The sequence below is a fragment of the Klebsiella sp. BIGb0138 genome, from assembly GCF_004342285.1.
Lineage (GTDB): Bacteria > Pseudomonadota > Gammaproteobacteria > Enterobacterales > Enterobacteriaceae > Klebsiella.
Genome location: NZ_SMCV01000007.1, coordinates 58,881 through 74,678, shown reverse-complemented (window position 1 = coordinate 74,678; position 15,798 = coordinate 58,881). Strand labels below are relative to the sequence as shown.

Below are 15,798 nucleotides of genomic sequence, written 5' to 3'. Positions count from 1 at the left end.
CCTTCGGGGATCGCACATGTCGAACACTACTTTCATTGAACGCTACGTCATGCCGGCGGCGCTGAAAATCGCCGGGCAAAAACATGTCCTGTCCGTGCGTGACGGCATTATTCTGAATATGCCGTTTATGTTGATTGGTTCGTTTTTCCTGATTTTCGCCTATCTGCCCATCCCCGGCTACGCCGACATGATGAGCAGCCTGTTTGGCGACGTCTGGCGCGATAAAATTCTCTATCCGGTGAAGGCGACCTACGACATCATGGCGCTGATCTCAAGCTTCGGCATCGCTTACCGGCTGGCGGAGAAATACCGTACCCTGGACCCGCTCACCGCCGGGGCGATGTCGCTGGTGGCCTTTGTGATGACCATCCCGCAGCACACGCTGTTTACCCCGGTACACGGCGCGGCGGAGGTGGTTAAAGGGGTGATTCCGGTTGGCCTGGTTGGCAGCCAGGGGCTGTTTGTCGCTATCGTCATTTCGCTGCTCTCCACCGAGATTTACCGCTTTGTCGCCGGGCGCAACCTGGTGATCCGCATGCCGGACGGCGTGCCGCCGGCGGTGGCGAAATCATTCCTCGCGCTGATCCCCGGCTTCTGCGTGCTGGCGGTGGTGCTGGCGCTGCGTCTGATCGTGGAAGCCTCGCCGTTCGGCGATATTAACAGCATGATCGCCACGATTATCGGTATTCCGATGCATCATGTCGGCGGTACGCTGCCGGGGATGATCGTCTCGGTTATCCTGATCGGGATTCTGTGGACCCTGGGTCTGCACGGCGATGCCATCGTGCTGGTATTTATCCAGCCGGTGTGGCTGGCGAATATGTCGGAAAACCTGACGGCGTTTCAGAACGGTCAGCCGATTCCGCACATCATCACTCAGCAGTTTTACGACCTGTGGATTGCTCCCGGCGGTACCGGAGCGCTGCTCGGGCTGGTGATCTTTATGCTGTTCCGCAGTCGCAGCCAGCAGATGAAGCAGCTGGGCAAAATTGCCGCGCCGGGGGCGCTGTTCAATATCAGCGAACCGATGGTGTTTGGGATCCCGCTGGTGATGAACCCCTGGTTCTTCCTGCCGTTTATTCTGACCCCGGTATTGCTGGTGATTGTCTCCTATACCGCGATGGCCACCGGGCTGGTGGCGCCGCCGGCGGGGATTGCGCTGCCGTTTACCACCCCGATTTTCGTCAGCGGCTATCTGGCCACCGGCGGACATCTTTCCGGGACCATCCTGCAGGTGGTTAACCTGGGCATCTCGCTGCTGGTCTATTACCCGTTCTTCCGCGCGTGGGACCGGCTGAAAGCGAAAGAGGAGCATGCGTCGACGCAGCAGGAAGCCAGCGCCGCCCTGTCCTCCGCCGACAGAGCGTAACCCCGCTCAGCGTAGCGCGAGCGGGGGAACGGTTTTACTCCTGCAGCCACCACACCGCTTCGAACGGACGCAACGTGGTGGCCGCCGGACGGTTTGCCGCCTCCGCGTAGTTGCTCATCAGCACCCGCCACTCGCCGTCCATCTCGTCCGGTTGCCAGGTCTGGAACTCGCGGCTCAGGTTGGCGGCGACGATCAGCGTCTTCCCCTGCCATTGACGGCGGTAGCACCACAGAGACGGGTGTTCCGGCAGCAGGTCCCGGTAGTCGCCCCAGGTCAACACCGGCGTCGTTTTGCGTAGCGTAATCAGCTGCTGATAGACGTAGAAGACCGAATCCGGGTCCGCCAGCGCCGCGTCGACGTTGATCGTCCGGTAGTTATCGCACAGCGCAATCCACGGTTCGCCCTCGGTGAACCCCCCTTGTTCGCGGCAGTCCCACTGCATCGGCGTCCGGCTGTTATCACGTGATTTACTGGCAAGGATCGCCAGCAGCTCATCGGGCGCCTGGCCCTGCGCCGAACGTTCAATAAACATATTGTGGCTTTCGACGTCGCGATAATCGCTGATGCGCGAGAAGTGCGGGTTGGTCATGCCAATCTCTTCCCCCTGATAGATATAAGGGGTGCCCTGCATACCGTGCAGCACCATCGCCAGCATTTTGGCCGCCGGTACGCGATATTCGCCCTCGTCGCCGAAGCGCGAAACGATACGCGGCTGATCGTGGTTACACCAGAACAGCGCGTTCCACGCCCGGTTGTGCATCCCCTGCTGCCAGTGGCTGAACAACGCTTTCAGTGCCACGTAGTCCGGGCGCGCCAGAGTCCACTTTTCGCCGCCGGGATAATCCACCTTCAGGTGGTGGAAGTTAAAGGTCATCGACAGCTCGCGGCCGTCCAGCGCCGCGTACTGCTGGCAATGTTCCAGCGAGGTCGAGGACATCTCGCCTACCGTCATCAGGTTGCGCGGCGTAAAGACATCGCGGCTCATCTCCTGCAGGAACTCGTGGACCCGCGGGCCGTCGGTATAAAAACGGCGGCCATCGCCCTGCGGGTCCGACGGGAACGCCTGGTCTTTAGAAATCAGATTGACCACATCGAGGCGCAGGCCGTCGACGCCGCGATCGGCCCAGAATTCGCAGACCTTTTTCAGTTCGGCGCGGACCGTCGGATTTTCCCAGTTGAGATCCGCCTGTTCCGCGGCGAACAGGTGCAGGTAGTACTGCCCGCTCCCGGCGTGCCACTGCCAGGCGTTGCCGCCAAACTTCGAGCGCCAGTTATTGGGCGGCGTGGTGGGCTCGCCGTCACGCCAGATATAAAACTGGCGGTACGGACTCGCGCTATTTAACGACTCGCGAAACCAGGCGTGGGCGGTAGAGGTATGGTTGAAAACCATATCCAGCACGATGCGGATCCCGCGGGCTTTCGCCCCGGCGACCAGCTCGTCGAAATCATCCAGCGTACCGTAGGCGGGATCGATGGCGGTATAGTTCGCCACGTCGTAGCCGTTATCAACCTGCGGCGAGACGTAGAACGGCGTCAGCCAGAGGGCATCCACCCCGAGTTTTTGCAGATAGTCGAGGCGCGAGGTTACCCCGCGCAGATCGCCGGTACCGCTGCCGGTCGTGTCCTGGAAACTCTTCGGATAAATTTGGTAAATAACGCCGTTTTGCCACCAGAGGGGAAGGGTATTCATATCGCTTTCCTGCTACAACGAAGGGGGCGCCATCGCGCCCCGGAAGAAAAAAATCAGACAATCTGTAAGGTGCCCTGACGGAATTTACGCTGGTAGACGAAGGTGGTGAGAACAATCGGCACCACTACCGCGATGGCCATCGCCAAGCCATAGACCTGCCAGTAAGTCGGCTGGATGGAGAGGATGCCCGGCAGGCCGCCGACGCCGATACCGTTCGCCATGACGCCATTCAGGCCGCACAGCAGGCCGGCAAGACCGGAGCCGACCATCGCGCAGAGCATCGGGAAGCGGTACTTCAGGTTGATCCCGTACATCGCCGGTTCGGTCACGCCGAGGTAGGCGGAGATGGCGGCCGGTACCGAGATTTCACGCTCATTCTGTTTACGGCTGGCGATAATAATGCCGACCACCGCGGAGGCCTGAGCGATGTTAGACAGGGCAATCAACGGCCACACCGGGGTGCCGCCCATGCTCTGAATCATCTGCATATCGATAGCCAGCGTGGTCTGATGGACCCCGGTAATCACCAGCGGCGCATACAGGAAGCCGAACAGCGCGGCGCCAACCGGCGCGAAGCTGCCGGTCATCAGGTGGCGTACCGCGAAGGCGACGCCGTCGCCAATCATGCGGCCAAACGGGCCGATGAAGGCGTGGGCGAGGAACACCGCCAGAATCAGGGAGCAGACCGGCACCACCACCAGGTAGAGGTAGTCAGGGACGATACGTTTCAGACGCGTTTCGATAAAGCCGAGCGCCAGGCCCGCCAGCAGCGCCGGGATCACCTGCGCCTGATAGCCGACCTTCGCGATGGTGAACAGGCCGAAGTTCCACACTTCCGGCAGCTGCTGACCCAGCAGATAGGCGTTCATCAGCTGCGGAGAGACCAGGGTGATGCCGAGCACGATGCCGAGGATTGGCGTGCCGCCCATTTTCTTCACCGCCGACCAGCAGATCCCGACCGGCAGATAGAAGAAGATGGCTTCGCCAATCAGCCACAGGAAGTCATAAATGCTTTTCAGCGACGGGTGCATTTGCGCCAGCGTCTGCCCGTTGCTCATCGGCAGGTCGCCGATCACGTTACGGAAGCCGAGGATCAGGCCGCCGCTGATCAGCGCCGGCAGCAGCGGGAAGAAGATCTCGGCAAAGTGCGAGATCAGCTGCTCGTGCCACTTCATGTTCTGCCGCGCGGCCTTCTTGGCCTGCTCTTTATCCGCCGAGGACTTGCCGGTCGTGGCCAGCAGGGCTTTGTAGTAATCGCCGACCTCGGTGCCGATCACCACCTGGAACTGCCCGGCGTTGGTAAAGCAGCCTTTCACCATGCGCAGTTGTTCAATTTCTTTTGGTTTGGCGATGGCCGGATTGTTCAGCACAAAGCGCAGACGGGTAATACAGTGGCTGACGGTGGCGATGTTGTCGCGCCCGCCCACCAGTTCGATCAATTTATCGATGTCCTGCTGATTTACTTTACTCATTGTAAGGCCTCAAAACAGAGGGAAGAGATTGCGTAATGACCTGAGACGAATCCTAACCGGTTCGCTTCATTTGCAAAATGGGAACGTTCCCGAAACGCAGCAACGATCACATAAATCCCGCGGGCGGGCTTAAATAAGCGCGGCGGGAATCACTATCTGACGGGGATCCGCCTGGCCGGCGATCTGGGCGATCAGCTGTTGTGCCGCCTGGCGTCCGGCCTCGCCATAGCCGGGATCGACGGTGATGATCTCCGGATGGAGAAACTTCATCAGCGGCGTACTGCCGACGCTGGCAAGCTGCAGGCTATCGATACGCTGCTCTTGTAAATATTTGCTGGCGCCGAGGGCGAGGGTATCGGTGGCGCAAAGCAGCGCGCTGGTGTCGGGAGTCAGGACGCTGGCGACATTTTCATAACCCTGCTTCATGGCCAGCCCCGGCAGGGCGGCGGTAGGGGTGAGCTGGTACTGCGTACAGAAATCGAGATAGGCCTGATGGCGGCGTTGCCCGGTGGTGACGTCGCTGTGCGGCACCCCGAGGAAGCTGATATGGCGGTGCCCGCGCTCGTAGAGACGCTGCATCAACATTTTCACCGCGCCGTCGTCGTCGTAACAGACGGAGGCGACGCCCGGCGCGTCGCGGGCCAGCAGCACCAGCGTTTCCCGCCACGGCGTCAGCATCTCTTCGCTAATGCCGGTAAAGCCAAACAGCACCACGCCGTCGATATTGCGGCGGGCGAGGATCCCCAGATGCTCGGCAACCAGCGCCGGGGAGAACTGGCTTTCCATCATAATCGGATCGTAACCCTGCTCGTAAAACGCCGGCAGCATGGTCTGCACGGCGAGGTTTTCCGACAGCGAATCGAGACGGGTGACGATGATGGCCACCACTTTGTCGCTCTGGCCGCGCATGGCGCGCGCGGAGCGGGAGGGCGAGAAACCGTATTGCAGCATCACCGCTTCTACCCGTTCACGGGTGCGCTCGTTAACACCGCTTTCATTGTTGAGCACTCGTGACACCGTCGATTTCCCGACGCCGCTTAAGCGCGCGATATCTTTGATGGTCAGCCGGTTTTGCATGCAGGGTTCTCGTCGCTATCCAGTTTTAGTGAGCCTAATGCTACTCAACCCAATCGCAATGAGCAAAGTCTGGTTTACGTCTGGTTTAGTTACGCGGGGTTATCATTGCGAAAGTGGCTACGAGTTGTCCGCCGTGCGCGGTATACTCAGCGCCGTTTTTTTTACTCACTTACCGGAGATTTTATGGACCCCGATCCCACTCCTCATCCGCGATGGAGTTACCCCTTTTTCCGGTAAGCCTGCTTAGCACTGCTTTACCGGAAGCGTAAAGCAGTGACGTCCTTGATGTCCCTGCCATAAAAAAATAATACCTGACGGGTATGGTTTTATCGTGCCTGTCCGTTGTGCTGCGTTCGCCCGTGCGAGCGCGGAGGGACTGTTTATGCTGAAAAATATGACCCGGCAGCTGTTCGCGCAGCTTAGCCGCCACTTGCCGCGCCGACTGGTTCAGCGCGATCCATTACCTGATGCGCGTAATCTGACCAGCGCGCCGATCCCGGACTCGCTAGGCAAACGCTGCCTGGACGTCGCGGCGATGGACGACAATGAAATCTGGCGCGCCTTCGCCAGCCACCCGGAAGGGCTCAACGAGGGCGAAGTCGCGCAGAAAATCGCCGAGCACGGCGATAACCAAATTCCGGCGCAGAAGCCGGCGCCGTGGTGGGTTCATCTGTGGACCTGCTATCGCAACCCGTTCAATCTGCTGCTGACGGTGCTGGGCATCGTCTCCTATTCGACGGAAGATCTGTTCGCCGCGGGCGTGATTGCGCTGATGGTCGGGATCTCCACGCTGCTCAACTTTATTCAGGAAGCTCGCTCAACCAAGGCGGCGGATGCCCTGAAGGCGATGGTCAGCAACACCGCGACGGTGCTGCGGGTGGTCAATGAGCAGGGGGAAAGCCGCTGGTGCGAGCTGCCGATCGATCGGCTGGTGCCGGGCGATATCGTCAAGCTGTCGGCCGGGGATATGATCCCGGCGGACCTGCGCATCCTCCAGGCGCGGGATCTGTTCGTGGCGCAGGCGTCGCTGACCGGCGAATCGCTGCCGGTGGAAAAAGTGGCCCGCAGCCGCGACCCGCAGCAAAGCAACCCGCTTGAGTGCGATACCCTGTGCTTTATGGGCACCAACGTGGTGAGCGGTACGGCGCAGGCGATGGTCTTTGCGACCGGCGGCAACACCTGGTTTGGTCAGCTGGCCGGGCGGGTCAGCGAGCAGGAGAGCGAACCTAACGCCTTCCAGAAAGGCATCAGCCGCGTCAGTATGCTGCTGATTCGCTTTATGCTGGTGATGGCGCCGGTGGTGCTGCTGATTAACGGCTACACCAAAGGCGACTGGTGGGAAGCGGCGCTGTTTGCGCTGTCGGTGGCGGTCGGGCTGACGCCGGAAATGCTGCCGATGATCGTCACTTCCACCCTGGCGCGCGGGGCGGTGAAGCTGTCGAAACAGAAAGTGATTGTGAAACACCTCGATGCGATCCAGAACTTTGGCGCGATGGACATCCTGTGCACCGATAAAACCGGTACCCTGACCCAGGATAAAATCGTGCTGGAAAACCATACCGACGTCTCCGGCAAGGTCAGCGAACGCGTGCTGCACGCCGCATGGCTGAACAGCCACTATCAGACCGGGTTGAAAAACCTGCTGGATACCGCGGTGCTGGAAGGGGTCGAGCTGGATGCCGCCCGCCAGCTTGCCGAGCGCTGGCAGAAAGTGGATGAGATCCCGTTCGATTTTGAACGCCGCCGGATGTCGGTGGTGGTGAGCGAGCTGGAAGGCGTTCATCAGCTGATCTGCAAAGGGGCGCTGCAGGAGATCCTTAACGTCTCGACTCAGGTGAACTACAACGGCGAAATCGTGCCGCTGGACGACACCATGCTGCGCCGTATCCGCCGGGTGACCGATACGCTCAACCGCCAGGGGCTGCGCGTCGTGGCGGTAGCGACCCGCTATCTGCCCGCTCGCGAAGGGGATTATCAGCGGGCCGATGAGTCGGACCTGATTCTGGAAGGCTACATCGCCTTCCTCGATCCGCCGAAAGAGACCACCGCCCCGGCGCTGAAAGCGCTGAAGGCCAGCGGAATTAACGTCAAAATTCTTACCGGCGATAGCGAGCTGGTGGCGGCGAAGGTGTGCCATGAGGTGGGGCTGGATGCCGGCGAGGTGGTGACCGGCAGCCAGATTGAAACCCTGAGCGATGACGAGCTGGCGGCGCTGGCTAAACGTACCACCCTGTTTGCCCGTCTCGCGCCATTGCATAAAGAGCGTATCGTTACGCTGCTCAAACGCGAAGGGCATGTGGTGGGTTTCATGGGCGATGGCATCAACGACGCCCCGGCGCTGCGCGCGGCGGATATCGGTATTTCCGTCGATGGCGCGGTGGATATCGCCCGTGAAGCGGCGGATATCATTCTGCTGGAAAAAAGCCTGATGGTGCTGGAAGAGGGGGTGATCGAAGGGCGCCGCACCTTTGCCAACATGCTGAAGTACATCAAAATGACCGCCAGTTCGAACTTCGGTAATGTTTTCAGCGTGCTGGTGGCGAGCGCATTCCTGCCGTTCCTGCCGATGCTGCCGCTGCACTTACTGATCCAGAACCTGCTGTACGATGTCTCCCAGGTGGCGATTCCGTTTGATAACGTCGATGATGAGCAGATTCGCAAACCGCAGCGCTGGAACCCCGCCGAGCTGGGGCGCTTTATGGTCTTCTTTGGCCCGATAAGCTCGATTTTCGATATCCTGACCTTCTGTCTGATGTGGTGGGTCTTCCACGCCAACGTCCCGGAAGCGCAGACGCTGTTCCAGTCGGGCTGGTTTATCGAAGGGCTGCTGTCGCAAACGCTGATTGTGCATATGATCCGTACGCGACGTATTCCGTTCGTCCAGAGCCGCGCCGCGTGGCCGCTGTTCGCCATGACGCTGGTGGTGATGATCGTCGGCATCGCGCTGCCGTTCTCGCCGCTGGCCGGCTATCTGCAGCTGCAGGCCCTGCCGCTGAGCTACTTCCCGTGGCTGATTGCCATTCTGGCGGGCTACATGACGCTGACCCAGATGGTGAAAGGCTTCTATAGCCGCCGTTACGGCTGGCAGTAAGCGCAATTTTCCCCGCCGCCTCTCTCCGCCGCCAGGAGAGAGGCTATTCTGGCATTTCTCTTAAATCTCAGAAAGTTGTGAACCCCGTCATCCCATTCTCTTGACGCTCTTTTGCGCGCATGTTAACCCAATGTTTTGCTTTTTTTTGGCCCGTCATCAAAAGGAAAACTCATGCTTAACACTGTGCGCTACGGCCTGCTGAGCAGCGGACTACTCTTCGGCGCTCTGGCCCAGGCCGCCCCGGCCGGCGACCTGCCGCTGATGCCGTGGCCGGCCCACGTTGAACGCCCGCAATCGCAGGGCGCGTTAGTACTCAATAACCAACTGACGCTGAGCGTCAGCGGCGACGATCTTGGCGACGCCGTGGGGCGCTGGCGGGAACGTATTGCCCGCCAGACCGGCTGGACGCTGCAGCCGCAGGTGGCGCCGGTGAAAACGCCGACGATTAACGTAGTGATTGGCAAAAAAGTGCCGCCGCTCCCCCGTCCCGATAGCGACGAACGCTATCAGCTGACGGTCGCGGCCGACGGGGTGACGCTGCGGGCGAACACCCGCTTTGGCGCGCTGCGCGGCATGGAAACGTTGCTCCAGCTGATTCAGAACGGGCCCGAGAATACCGCGATTCCTTACGTTACGATCGATGATGCGCCGCGCTTCCCGTGGCGCGGGCTGCTGCTGGACTCCGCGCGCCACTTTATGCCGCTGGACGCCATCAAGCGGCAGATCGACGGCATGGCGGCGGCCAAACTGAACGTTTTCCACTGGCATCTGACTGACGATCAGGGCTGGCGCTTTGCTCCACGCGCTATCCGAAACTGCAGCAGAAGGCCAGCGACGGGCTGTATTACACCCAGGCGCAGATGAAAGAGGTGGTGCGCTATGCCGCGGAACGCGGTATCCGGGTGGTGCCGGAAATCGATATGCCCGGTCATGCGTCGGCGATTGCGGTGGCCTACCCGGAGCTGATGAGCGCCCCGGGGCCGTATGAAATGGAGCGCCACTGGGGAGTACTCAAACCGGTACTCGATCCGACGAAAGAGGCCACCTACGCCTTTGCCGAGGCGATGATCGGCGAACTGGCGGCGATCTTCCCCGATCCCTATCTGCATATCGGCGGCGATGAGGTCGATGACAGCCAATGGCAGGCGAACCCGGCGATCCAGAAATTTATGCGCCAGAAGGGGCTGGCCGATAGCCACGCGCTGCAGGCGTATTTCAACCGTAAGCTGGAGACGATCCTCGAAAAATACCATCGCCAGATGGTGGGCTGGGATGAAATCTATCACCCCGATCTGCCAAAAAGCATTCTGATCCAGTCCTGGCAGGGGCAGGACGCGCTGGGAGAGGTGACCAAACAGGGCTATCGCGGGATCCTTTCCACCGGTTTTTATCTCGACCAGCCGCAGTACACCGCCTACCACTACCGCAATGAGATCGTGCCGCAGGGGCTCAACGGCGTTGATACGATTAGCGACAACGACAGCGCCCAGAGCTGGAGCTTCACCATGCCAAGGCTGAAGGGAAGCGCGGTAGAGGGCACTTTTACCCTGGTCAAAGGCGAGGGCGGCTGGCGCGGCTTTATTGACTTCACAGGTAAATCCCGCCGTGCGGTGCAGGATATTGAATGGTCAGGCGACGATCGGCTGACCTTCCGCGTCGACACTTGGATGGGGGAAACCCGGCCGGTACTGAGCGTGAACGACGATAAGCTGAGCGGCTATTTCCTGCTGGGCAACGCCCGCTATCCTGTCAGCGGGCAGAGGCTGGAAGCGGTGCCTCAGGGCACGCCGCCGGTGGTCCCCGGCGCGGACCAGCAGAAGAACCTGCTCGGCGGTGAAGCGGCGCTGTGGGCGGAAAACGTCGCGGCGCCGGTGCTGGATATTAAACTGTGGCCGCGGGCCTTCGCGGTGGCGGAGCGGCTGTGGTCGGCGCAGGATGTTAACGATAGCGACAATATGTATCAGCGCCTGCAGGCGATGGACAGCTGGTCAACGGTCTCGGTCGGCCTGCAGCAGCATACCCAGCAGCTGGTGCAGTTCACGCGCCTGGCCAACGGCAGCAGCACCCTGCCGCTGCAAATCCTCGCCCAGGCGCTGGAACCGGCGCACTACTACACCCGTCAGCACCTGAAATTCCAGGCCAACCATTACGATCTGTTCGAGCCGTTAAACCGCCTGGCCGATGCGCTGCCCGCGGAAAGCGCCACCGTCCGCAGCCTCGACCGCTGGGCGGAACGTTTAATCAGCGATGCGGAAGACAACGAAAGCGCGGACGCGTTACGCCATATCTTTAGCCGCTGGCAAAATAACACCGCCGATGTTCAGGCGTTGACGGAAAATAGCTATCAGCTGGCGGCGATCGGGCCGGTGGTACAGCAGGTGGATAAACTGGCGACGTTAGGCCTGCGGCTGACCGATCTGGTGGCGCGTCAGGGGACGCTGGACGATAAAGAGTATGCTTCGGTTCAGGCGCAGCTCGACGAGGCGGCGAAAACCCAGGATGAGCTGGTGATTGCGGCGGTCTATCCGCTGGAGAAGCTGCTGCGGGCGACGAAGGTAGAGTGAGGAAACTCCCTCACCCGACGCGTGACTTAACAGCGGGCGGGTGAGGGGAAAGAAGCGCTTAGCGACGAATCGCGATCGCTTCGATCTCGATCTTCACATCTTTCGGCAGGCGCGCCACTTCAACACAGGAACGTGCCGGGAAGGTCGCATTATGCTCGCTGAAAAACGCTTCATAAGCGGCATTCACGGTGGCGAAATCGTTGAGATCTTTGACGAATACGGTGGTTTTAACAATATCGCCCACTTTCAGGCCTGCCGCTTCCACGATAGCTTTCACGTTGTCCAGAGACTGACGCGCCTGCGCGGCGACATCTTCCGGCACGCTACCGGTTTTCGGGTCGACGGGGATTTGGCCGGAAGTGATGATCATGCTACCCAGATCAACACCCTGAACGTACGGGCCGATTGCTGCTGGTGCATTTTCCGTCGCGATAGTTTTAGACATGAGTTCTCCTGAATAACAGCATGATTAAGTAGTGACGCGGAATCCTTGGGGTTGCATCGATGCGGCAGGGAGCGAGTCGCCGTGGGCGCTCACGCCGCCGACAAAGAGGCCGCTTGCAGGATAGCGCGTAGGGGACCCGGCCATTATAGGGAGCCGGGTCGCCAATACCAACCTCAATTAGTTGGCCAGAACGACATAATGTGAAAACTCTTTTTCACAATATTTGCACTTCAGCGCGATATCATTGGCGCGCTTTTTGACCGCAAAGCTGGAAGAAACCGGCTCAGCGTGGCTGATGCAGTTGCTGTTCGGGCAGACCAGCACGTTGTTGATCCGATCCGGCAGGTTCGGGCGCGATTTACCCACCACTTCATAATCGTCGATGCGGTTGACCGTGGCATGCGGGGCGTACAGCGCCAGCTGGTTAACCTGCTCGTCGGTGAGGAAGGTATTCTCGATTTTTACCAGGTCCTTGCGGCCCATTTCACCTGACGGCAGATTCAGGCCGATGGTGATGCGCTGGTCCGTTTCGGTCAGCTTGAACAGCGTCAGCAGCTTAAAGCCCACCTGCGCAGGGATATGGTCAATGACGGTGCCACGTTTAATGGCTTCTACCTGCAATTTATTATCGTGTGTCATGGTCGTTCCCCCTTACAGAGCCAGCTCGCTATTCAGTACCAGTGCCAGTAACGCCTGGCGTGCGAAGATGCCGTTGCCGGCCTGCTGGAAATACCAGGCGTGCGGCGTTTTATCGACATCGGTGGTGATTTCATCAATGCGCGGCAGCGGATGCAGCACTTTCATGTTGTGTCGGGCGCCTTCGAGGTCGGCGGCACGCAGGACAAACTGCGCCTTGACGTTGGCGTATTCGGATGGATCCAGACGCTCTTTCTGGACGCGGGTCATGTACAGAATATCCACCTCTTCCATCACCTCATCGATGGCGCTATGCACGCTCCAGGCAATTCCTTTTTCATCCAGCATATCAAGGATGTACTGCGGCATCGCCAGCGCGTCCGGGGCGATGAAGTAGAAACGGTTGCCGCTAAACTTCGCCAGCGCCTGGGTCAGCGAGTGGACGGTGCGGCCGTACTTGAGGTCGCCGACCATCGCGACGTTGAGGTTTTCCAGGCGCCCCTGGGTTTCCTGAATGGTGAACAGATCCAGCAGGGTCTGCGTCGGGTGCTGGTTCGCCCCGTCGCCGGCGTTGAGCACCGGAATACCGCCGGAAAATTCGGTGGCCAGGCGCGAGGCCCCTTCCTGCGGGTGACGCATGACGATGGCGTCAACGTAGGTGCTGATGACCGAAATGGTGTCGGCCAGGGTTTCGCCTTTTTTGCCCAGCGAAGTGTTGCTGCTGTCGGAGAAGCCCACCACGCTGGCGCCGAGGCGATGCATCGAGGTTTCAAACGACAGACGGGTACGGGTGGAGGCTTCAAAGAAACAGCTGGCGATAACCTTATGCTTCAGCAGTTCTGGCTGTGGATTCGCTTTTAGTTTTGCAGCGGTCGCCAGGACCAGTTCGAGGTCTTCTCGGCTGAGATCGTTTATGGAAATGATATGTTTTTGATATAGCGGGTTAGCCATGTTTATCTCCTGACGCCTGGGCAAAAAAAAAGCCCCTTGAATAAGGGGCTTCGAGAATTCTTGAGCAACGGAAAGAAAAACGCTACGCCAGCGCCTGTTTTCAGACGCGGTAAGACAGAATGTCGTACGCAGTAGACCATGCTTCCTCCCGGCAAATCGACCGGCATTATACGCAGCTCAAATTTCGGATCAAGCGATTAGTACGCAAACAAGAAAACGATTGCTTCGATAAGCTTGCGTCAGCGCAAAAAAGCATAAAAAAGAGCTGGTATGGTACCGCCAGGGGGCGTATAAAAACGAAAATGAAAAGCCGTTTTATATTTGAGGGTTATTATGATCGTCGGTCACATTCACCATCTGCAGGCCTGGCTGCCGGACGCGCTGCGTCAGGCGATTGAATACATTAAAGCGCACGTCACCGCGGAGACGCCGCCCGGTAAACACGATATTGACGGCAACACGCTGTTTTATCTGATCTCAGAAGACAGTACCGAACCGCTCGCCGCTCGCCGCGCCGAATATCATGTGCGTTATCTGGATATCCAGATCGTACTGCGCGGCCAGGAGGGGATGACCTTCAGCACGCGGCCTGCCGGGGCGCCGGATACCGACTGGCTGGCGGAGAAAGACATCGCGTTTCTGCCCGCCGGCGAGCAGGAGCAAACCGTGATCCTCAATGAGGGCGACTTTGTGGTGTTTTATCCCGGAGAAGTGCATAAGCCGCTGTGTGCGGTGGGGGAGCCGGCAAAAGTGCGTAAGGCGGTGGTGAAGATGCGGGTGGCGTAACCCCAGCCCCGGTGGCGTTATGCTGGCCGGCGCGAGGGTGCTGAGTCAGGTCGCCCGGATAAGGCGCTGGCGCCGCTATCCGGGAGGATAACTCAGAGCTGATAAGGTTATTTCGCCAGCGTCGCGACCATCACCGCTTTGATGGTATGCATCCGGTTTTCCGCCTGATCGAAGACGATGCTGGCGGGCGACTCAAAGACCTCATCGGTCACTTCCATCCCGCCGTGCAGGCCGTATTCCGCCGCCATCTGCTGGCCCAGGAGGGTTTGATCGTCATGGAACGCCGGCAGGCAGTGCAGGAACTTCACCTGCGGATTGCCGGTCAGCGCCAGCATCGCGCTGTTCACCTGGTAATCACGCAGCAGCGCAATACGCTCGGCCCACTTCTCTTTGGCTTCGCCCATCGACACCCACACGTCGGTATAGATAAAGTCGGCGCCCTTAACCCCCGCCGCGATATCTTCGGTCAGGGTAATGTTACCGCCGTTTTTCTGCGCCAGCGCTTTGCACTTCGCCACCAGGCCCTCCTCCGGCCAGCAGGCCGTCGGGGCCACCAGGCGCAGATCCAGCCCGGTGAGGGCCGCCGCTTCCAGCATCGAGTTGCCCATATTGTTGCGGGCGTCGCCGGCATAGACCAGGGTCATGTCGTTGAAGGCTTTCCCCGGCAGATGTTCCTGCATGGTCAGCAGGTCCGCCAGCAGCTGGGTGGGATGAAATTCGTTGGTCAGGCCGTTCCACACCGGAACACCGGCATATTCGGCAAGCGTTTCGACCACTTCCTGGCCATGGCCGCGGTACTGAATACCGTCATACATCCGCCCCAGCACGCGGGCCGTGTCTTTAATCGATTCTTTGTGGCCGATCTGGCTGCCGCTTGGCCCGAGATAAGTGACGCGGGCACCCTGATCGTATGCGGCAACTTCGAAAGAGCATCGGGTGCGGGTAGAGTCTTTTTCGAAGATGAGCGCGATGTTTTTGCCAGCAAGATACTGGATTTCAATACCGTTTTTCTTATCGGTTTTCAGTCTGGCCGCCAGCTTCAGCAGGGCGGTAATTTCTGCTGGGGTAAAATCAAGCAACTTTAAAAAATGCTTCTGATAAAACTCGGACATGGTTCCCTCACATGGCTTAAGCCACTTATTGAATTAAAATTCAATTTATATGTATGAATATTCATTTGCAACCCCATTGCACAAATCTTTCGCGCAAAGGTGGAGGCAATCACGGCGGTATGTGACAATAGAAGTATCTGCCGCACATTATGAGGAACGAGCCATGGCAAACCCGGAACTACTGGAAGAACAGCGTGAAGAAACGCGTCTGATAATCGAAGAGCTGCTCGAAGACGGCAGCGATCCGGACGCCCTGTACACCATTGAGCACCATCTCTCTGCCGACGACTTCGAAACGCTGGAGAAAGTGGCGGTAGAAGCGTTCAAACTGGGTTATGAAGTGACCGAGCCGGAAGAGCTGGAAGTCGAAGAAGGCGATGTGGTTATCTGCTGCGATATCCTGAGCGAAAGCGCGCTGAAAGTGGAGCTGATCGACGCCCAGGTTGAGCAGCTGCTGAACCTGGCGGAAAAATTCGGCGTGGAATATGACGGCTGGGGCACGTACTACGAAGATCCTAACGGCGAAGACGGCGACGAAGAAGACGATGACGATCTCGTCGATGAAGACGACGACGGGGTTCGCCACTAAGGTTGCAGATGGATAC

General features: G+C 59.2%; 13 protein-coding genes and 1 pseudogene. 6 read left to right on the top strand and 8 right to left on the bottom strand.

The window, feature by feature from the left end:
• Positions 1–16 precede the first annotated feature (16 nt).
• Complete coding sequence (celB, locus tag EDF73_RS16330; protein ID WP_132730145.1) at positions 17–1,369, top strand: PTS cellobiose transporter subunit IIC; 1,353 nt, start codon at positions 17–19, stop codon at positions 1,367–1,369.
• Between the two features lie 34 nt (positions 1,370–1,403).
• On the opposite strand, the gene treC is transcribed toward celB, so the two are convergent.
• From treC to treR, 3 genes are all read right to left on the bottom strand, one after another.
• The gene (treC, locus tag EDF73_RS16325) at positions 1,404–3,059 is read right to left on the bottom strand and encodes an alpha,alpha-phosphotrehalase (RefSeq protein WP_132730144.1); all 1,656 of its coding nucleotides are present in this window, start codon (positions 3,057–3,059) and stop codon (positions 1,404–1,406) included.
• A gap of 53 nt (positions 3,060–3,112) precedes the next feature.
• Positions 3,113–4,531, bottom strand: a complete 1,419-nt coding sequence (treB, locus tag EDF73_RS16320) for a PTS trehalose transporter subunit IIBC (RefSeq protein ID WP_132730143.1) — start codon at positions 4,529–4,531, stop codon at positions 3,113–3,115.
• Between the two features lie 129 nt (positions 4,532–4,660).
• Positions 4,661–5,608 carry a trehalose operon repressor TreR gene (gene treR / locus EDF73_RS16315; RefSeq protein WP_132730142.1) on the bottom strand — a complete coding sequence of 316 codons (948 nt, stop codon included), beginning with the start codon at positions 5,606–5,608 and terminating at the stop codon, positions 4,661–4,663.
• Between the two features lie 382 nt (positions 5,609–5,990).
• Between treR and mgtA the strand changes: the two genes are divergently transcribed.
• The 3 genes and pseudogenes from mgtA to EDF73_RS27995 all read left to right on the top strand — a co-directional run bounded on the left by mgtA (position 5,991) and on the right by EDF73_RS27995 (position 11,263).
• Positions 5,991–8,699, top strand: a complete 2,709-nt coding sequence (mgtA, locus tag EDF73_RS16305) for a magnesium-translocating P-type ATPase (RefSeq protein WP_132730141.1) — start codon at positions 5,991–5,993, stop codon at positions 8,697–8,699.
• A gap of 171 nt (positions 8,700–8,870) precedes the next feature.
• Positions 8,871–10,069, top strand: a pseudogene (locus EDF73_RS28000) (family 20 glycosylhydrolase); the annotation flags it as partial.
• Between the two features lie 135 nt (positions 10,070–10,204).
• Positions 10,205–11,263, top strand: coding sequence for a family 20 glycosylhydrolase (locus EDF73_RS27995; RefSeq protein WP_347812716.1), 1,059 nt, complete (start codon positions 10,205–10,207; stop codon positions 11,261–11,263).
• Positions 11,264–11,321: 58 nt separating this feature from the next.
• Here EDF73_RS27995 and ridA read toward each other — a convergent pair whose 3' ends face one another.
• From ridA to pyrL, 4 genes are all read right to left on the bottom strand, one after another.
• The gene (gene ridA / locus EDF73_RS16295; protein WP_032689775.1) at positions 11,322–11,708 is read right to left on the bottom strand and encodes a 2-iminobutanoate/2-iminopropanoate deaminase; all 387 of its coding nucleotides are present in this window, start codon (positions 11,706–11,708) and stop codon (positions 11,322–11,324) included.
• Positions 11,709–11,885: 177 nt separating this feature from the next.
• Positions 11,886–12,347 (bottom strand): aspartate carbamoyltransferase regulatory subunit, encoded by a 462-nt coding sequence (pyrI, locus tag EDF73_RS16290; RefSeq protein WP_132730140.1) that lies wholly within the window; start codon positions 12,345–12,347, stop codon positions 11,886–11,888.
• 12 nt (positions 12,348–12,359) lie between these two features.
• Positions 12,360–13,295, bottom strand: a complete 936-nt coding sequence (gene pyrB / locus EDF73_RS16285; RefSeq protein WP_132730139.1) for an aspartate carbamoyltransferase — start codon at positions 13,293–13,295, stop codon at positions 12,360–12,362.
• A 2-nt stretch (positions 13,296–13,297) separates the two neighbouring features.
• Entirely contained in the window at positions 13,298–13,435 is a 138-nt protein-coding gene (gene pyrL, locus EDF73_RS16280; RefSeq protein ID WP_165905732.1) for a pyr operon leader peptide, read from the bottom strand.
• A gap of 193 nt (positions 13,436–13,628) precedes the next feature.
• Between pyrL and EDF73_RS16275 the strand changes: the two genes are divergently transcribed.
• The gene (locus tag EDF73_RS16275; protein ID WP_132730137.1) at positions 13,629–14,081 is read left to right on the top strand and encodes a YhcH/YjgK/YiaL family protein; all 453 of its coding nucleotides are present in this window, start codon (positions 13,629–13,631) and stop codon (positions 14,079–14,081) included.
• A gap of 107 nt (positions 14,082–14,188) precedes the next feature.
• Here the strand turns inward: EDF73_RS16275 and argF are convergent, their stop codons facing one another.
• Complete coding sequence (gene argF, locus EDF73_RS16270; protein ID WP_132730136.1) at positions 14,189–15,193, bottom strand: ornithine carbamoyltransferase; 1,005 nt, start codon at positions 15,191–15,193, stop codon at positions 14,189–14,191.
• Positions 15,194–15,356: 163 nt separating this feature from the next.
• Here argF and rraB point away from each other — a divergent pair, with 163 nt between their 5' ends.
• Entirely contained in the window at positions 15,357–15,782 is a 426-nt protein-coding gene (gene rraB, locus EDF73_RS16265; RefSeq protein WP_132730135.1) for a ribonuclease E inhibitor RraB, read from the top strand.
• Positions 15,783–15,798 lie beyond the last annotated feature (16 nt).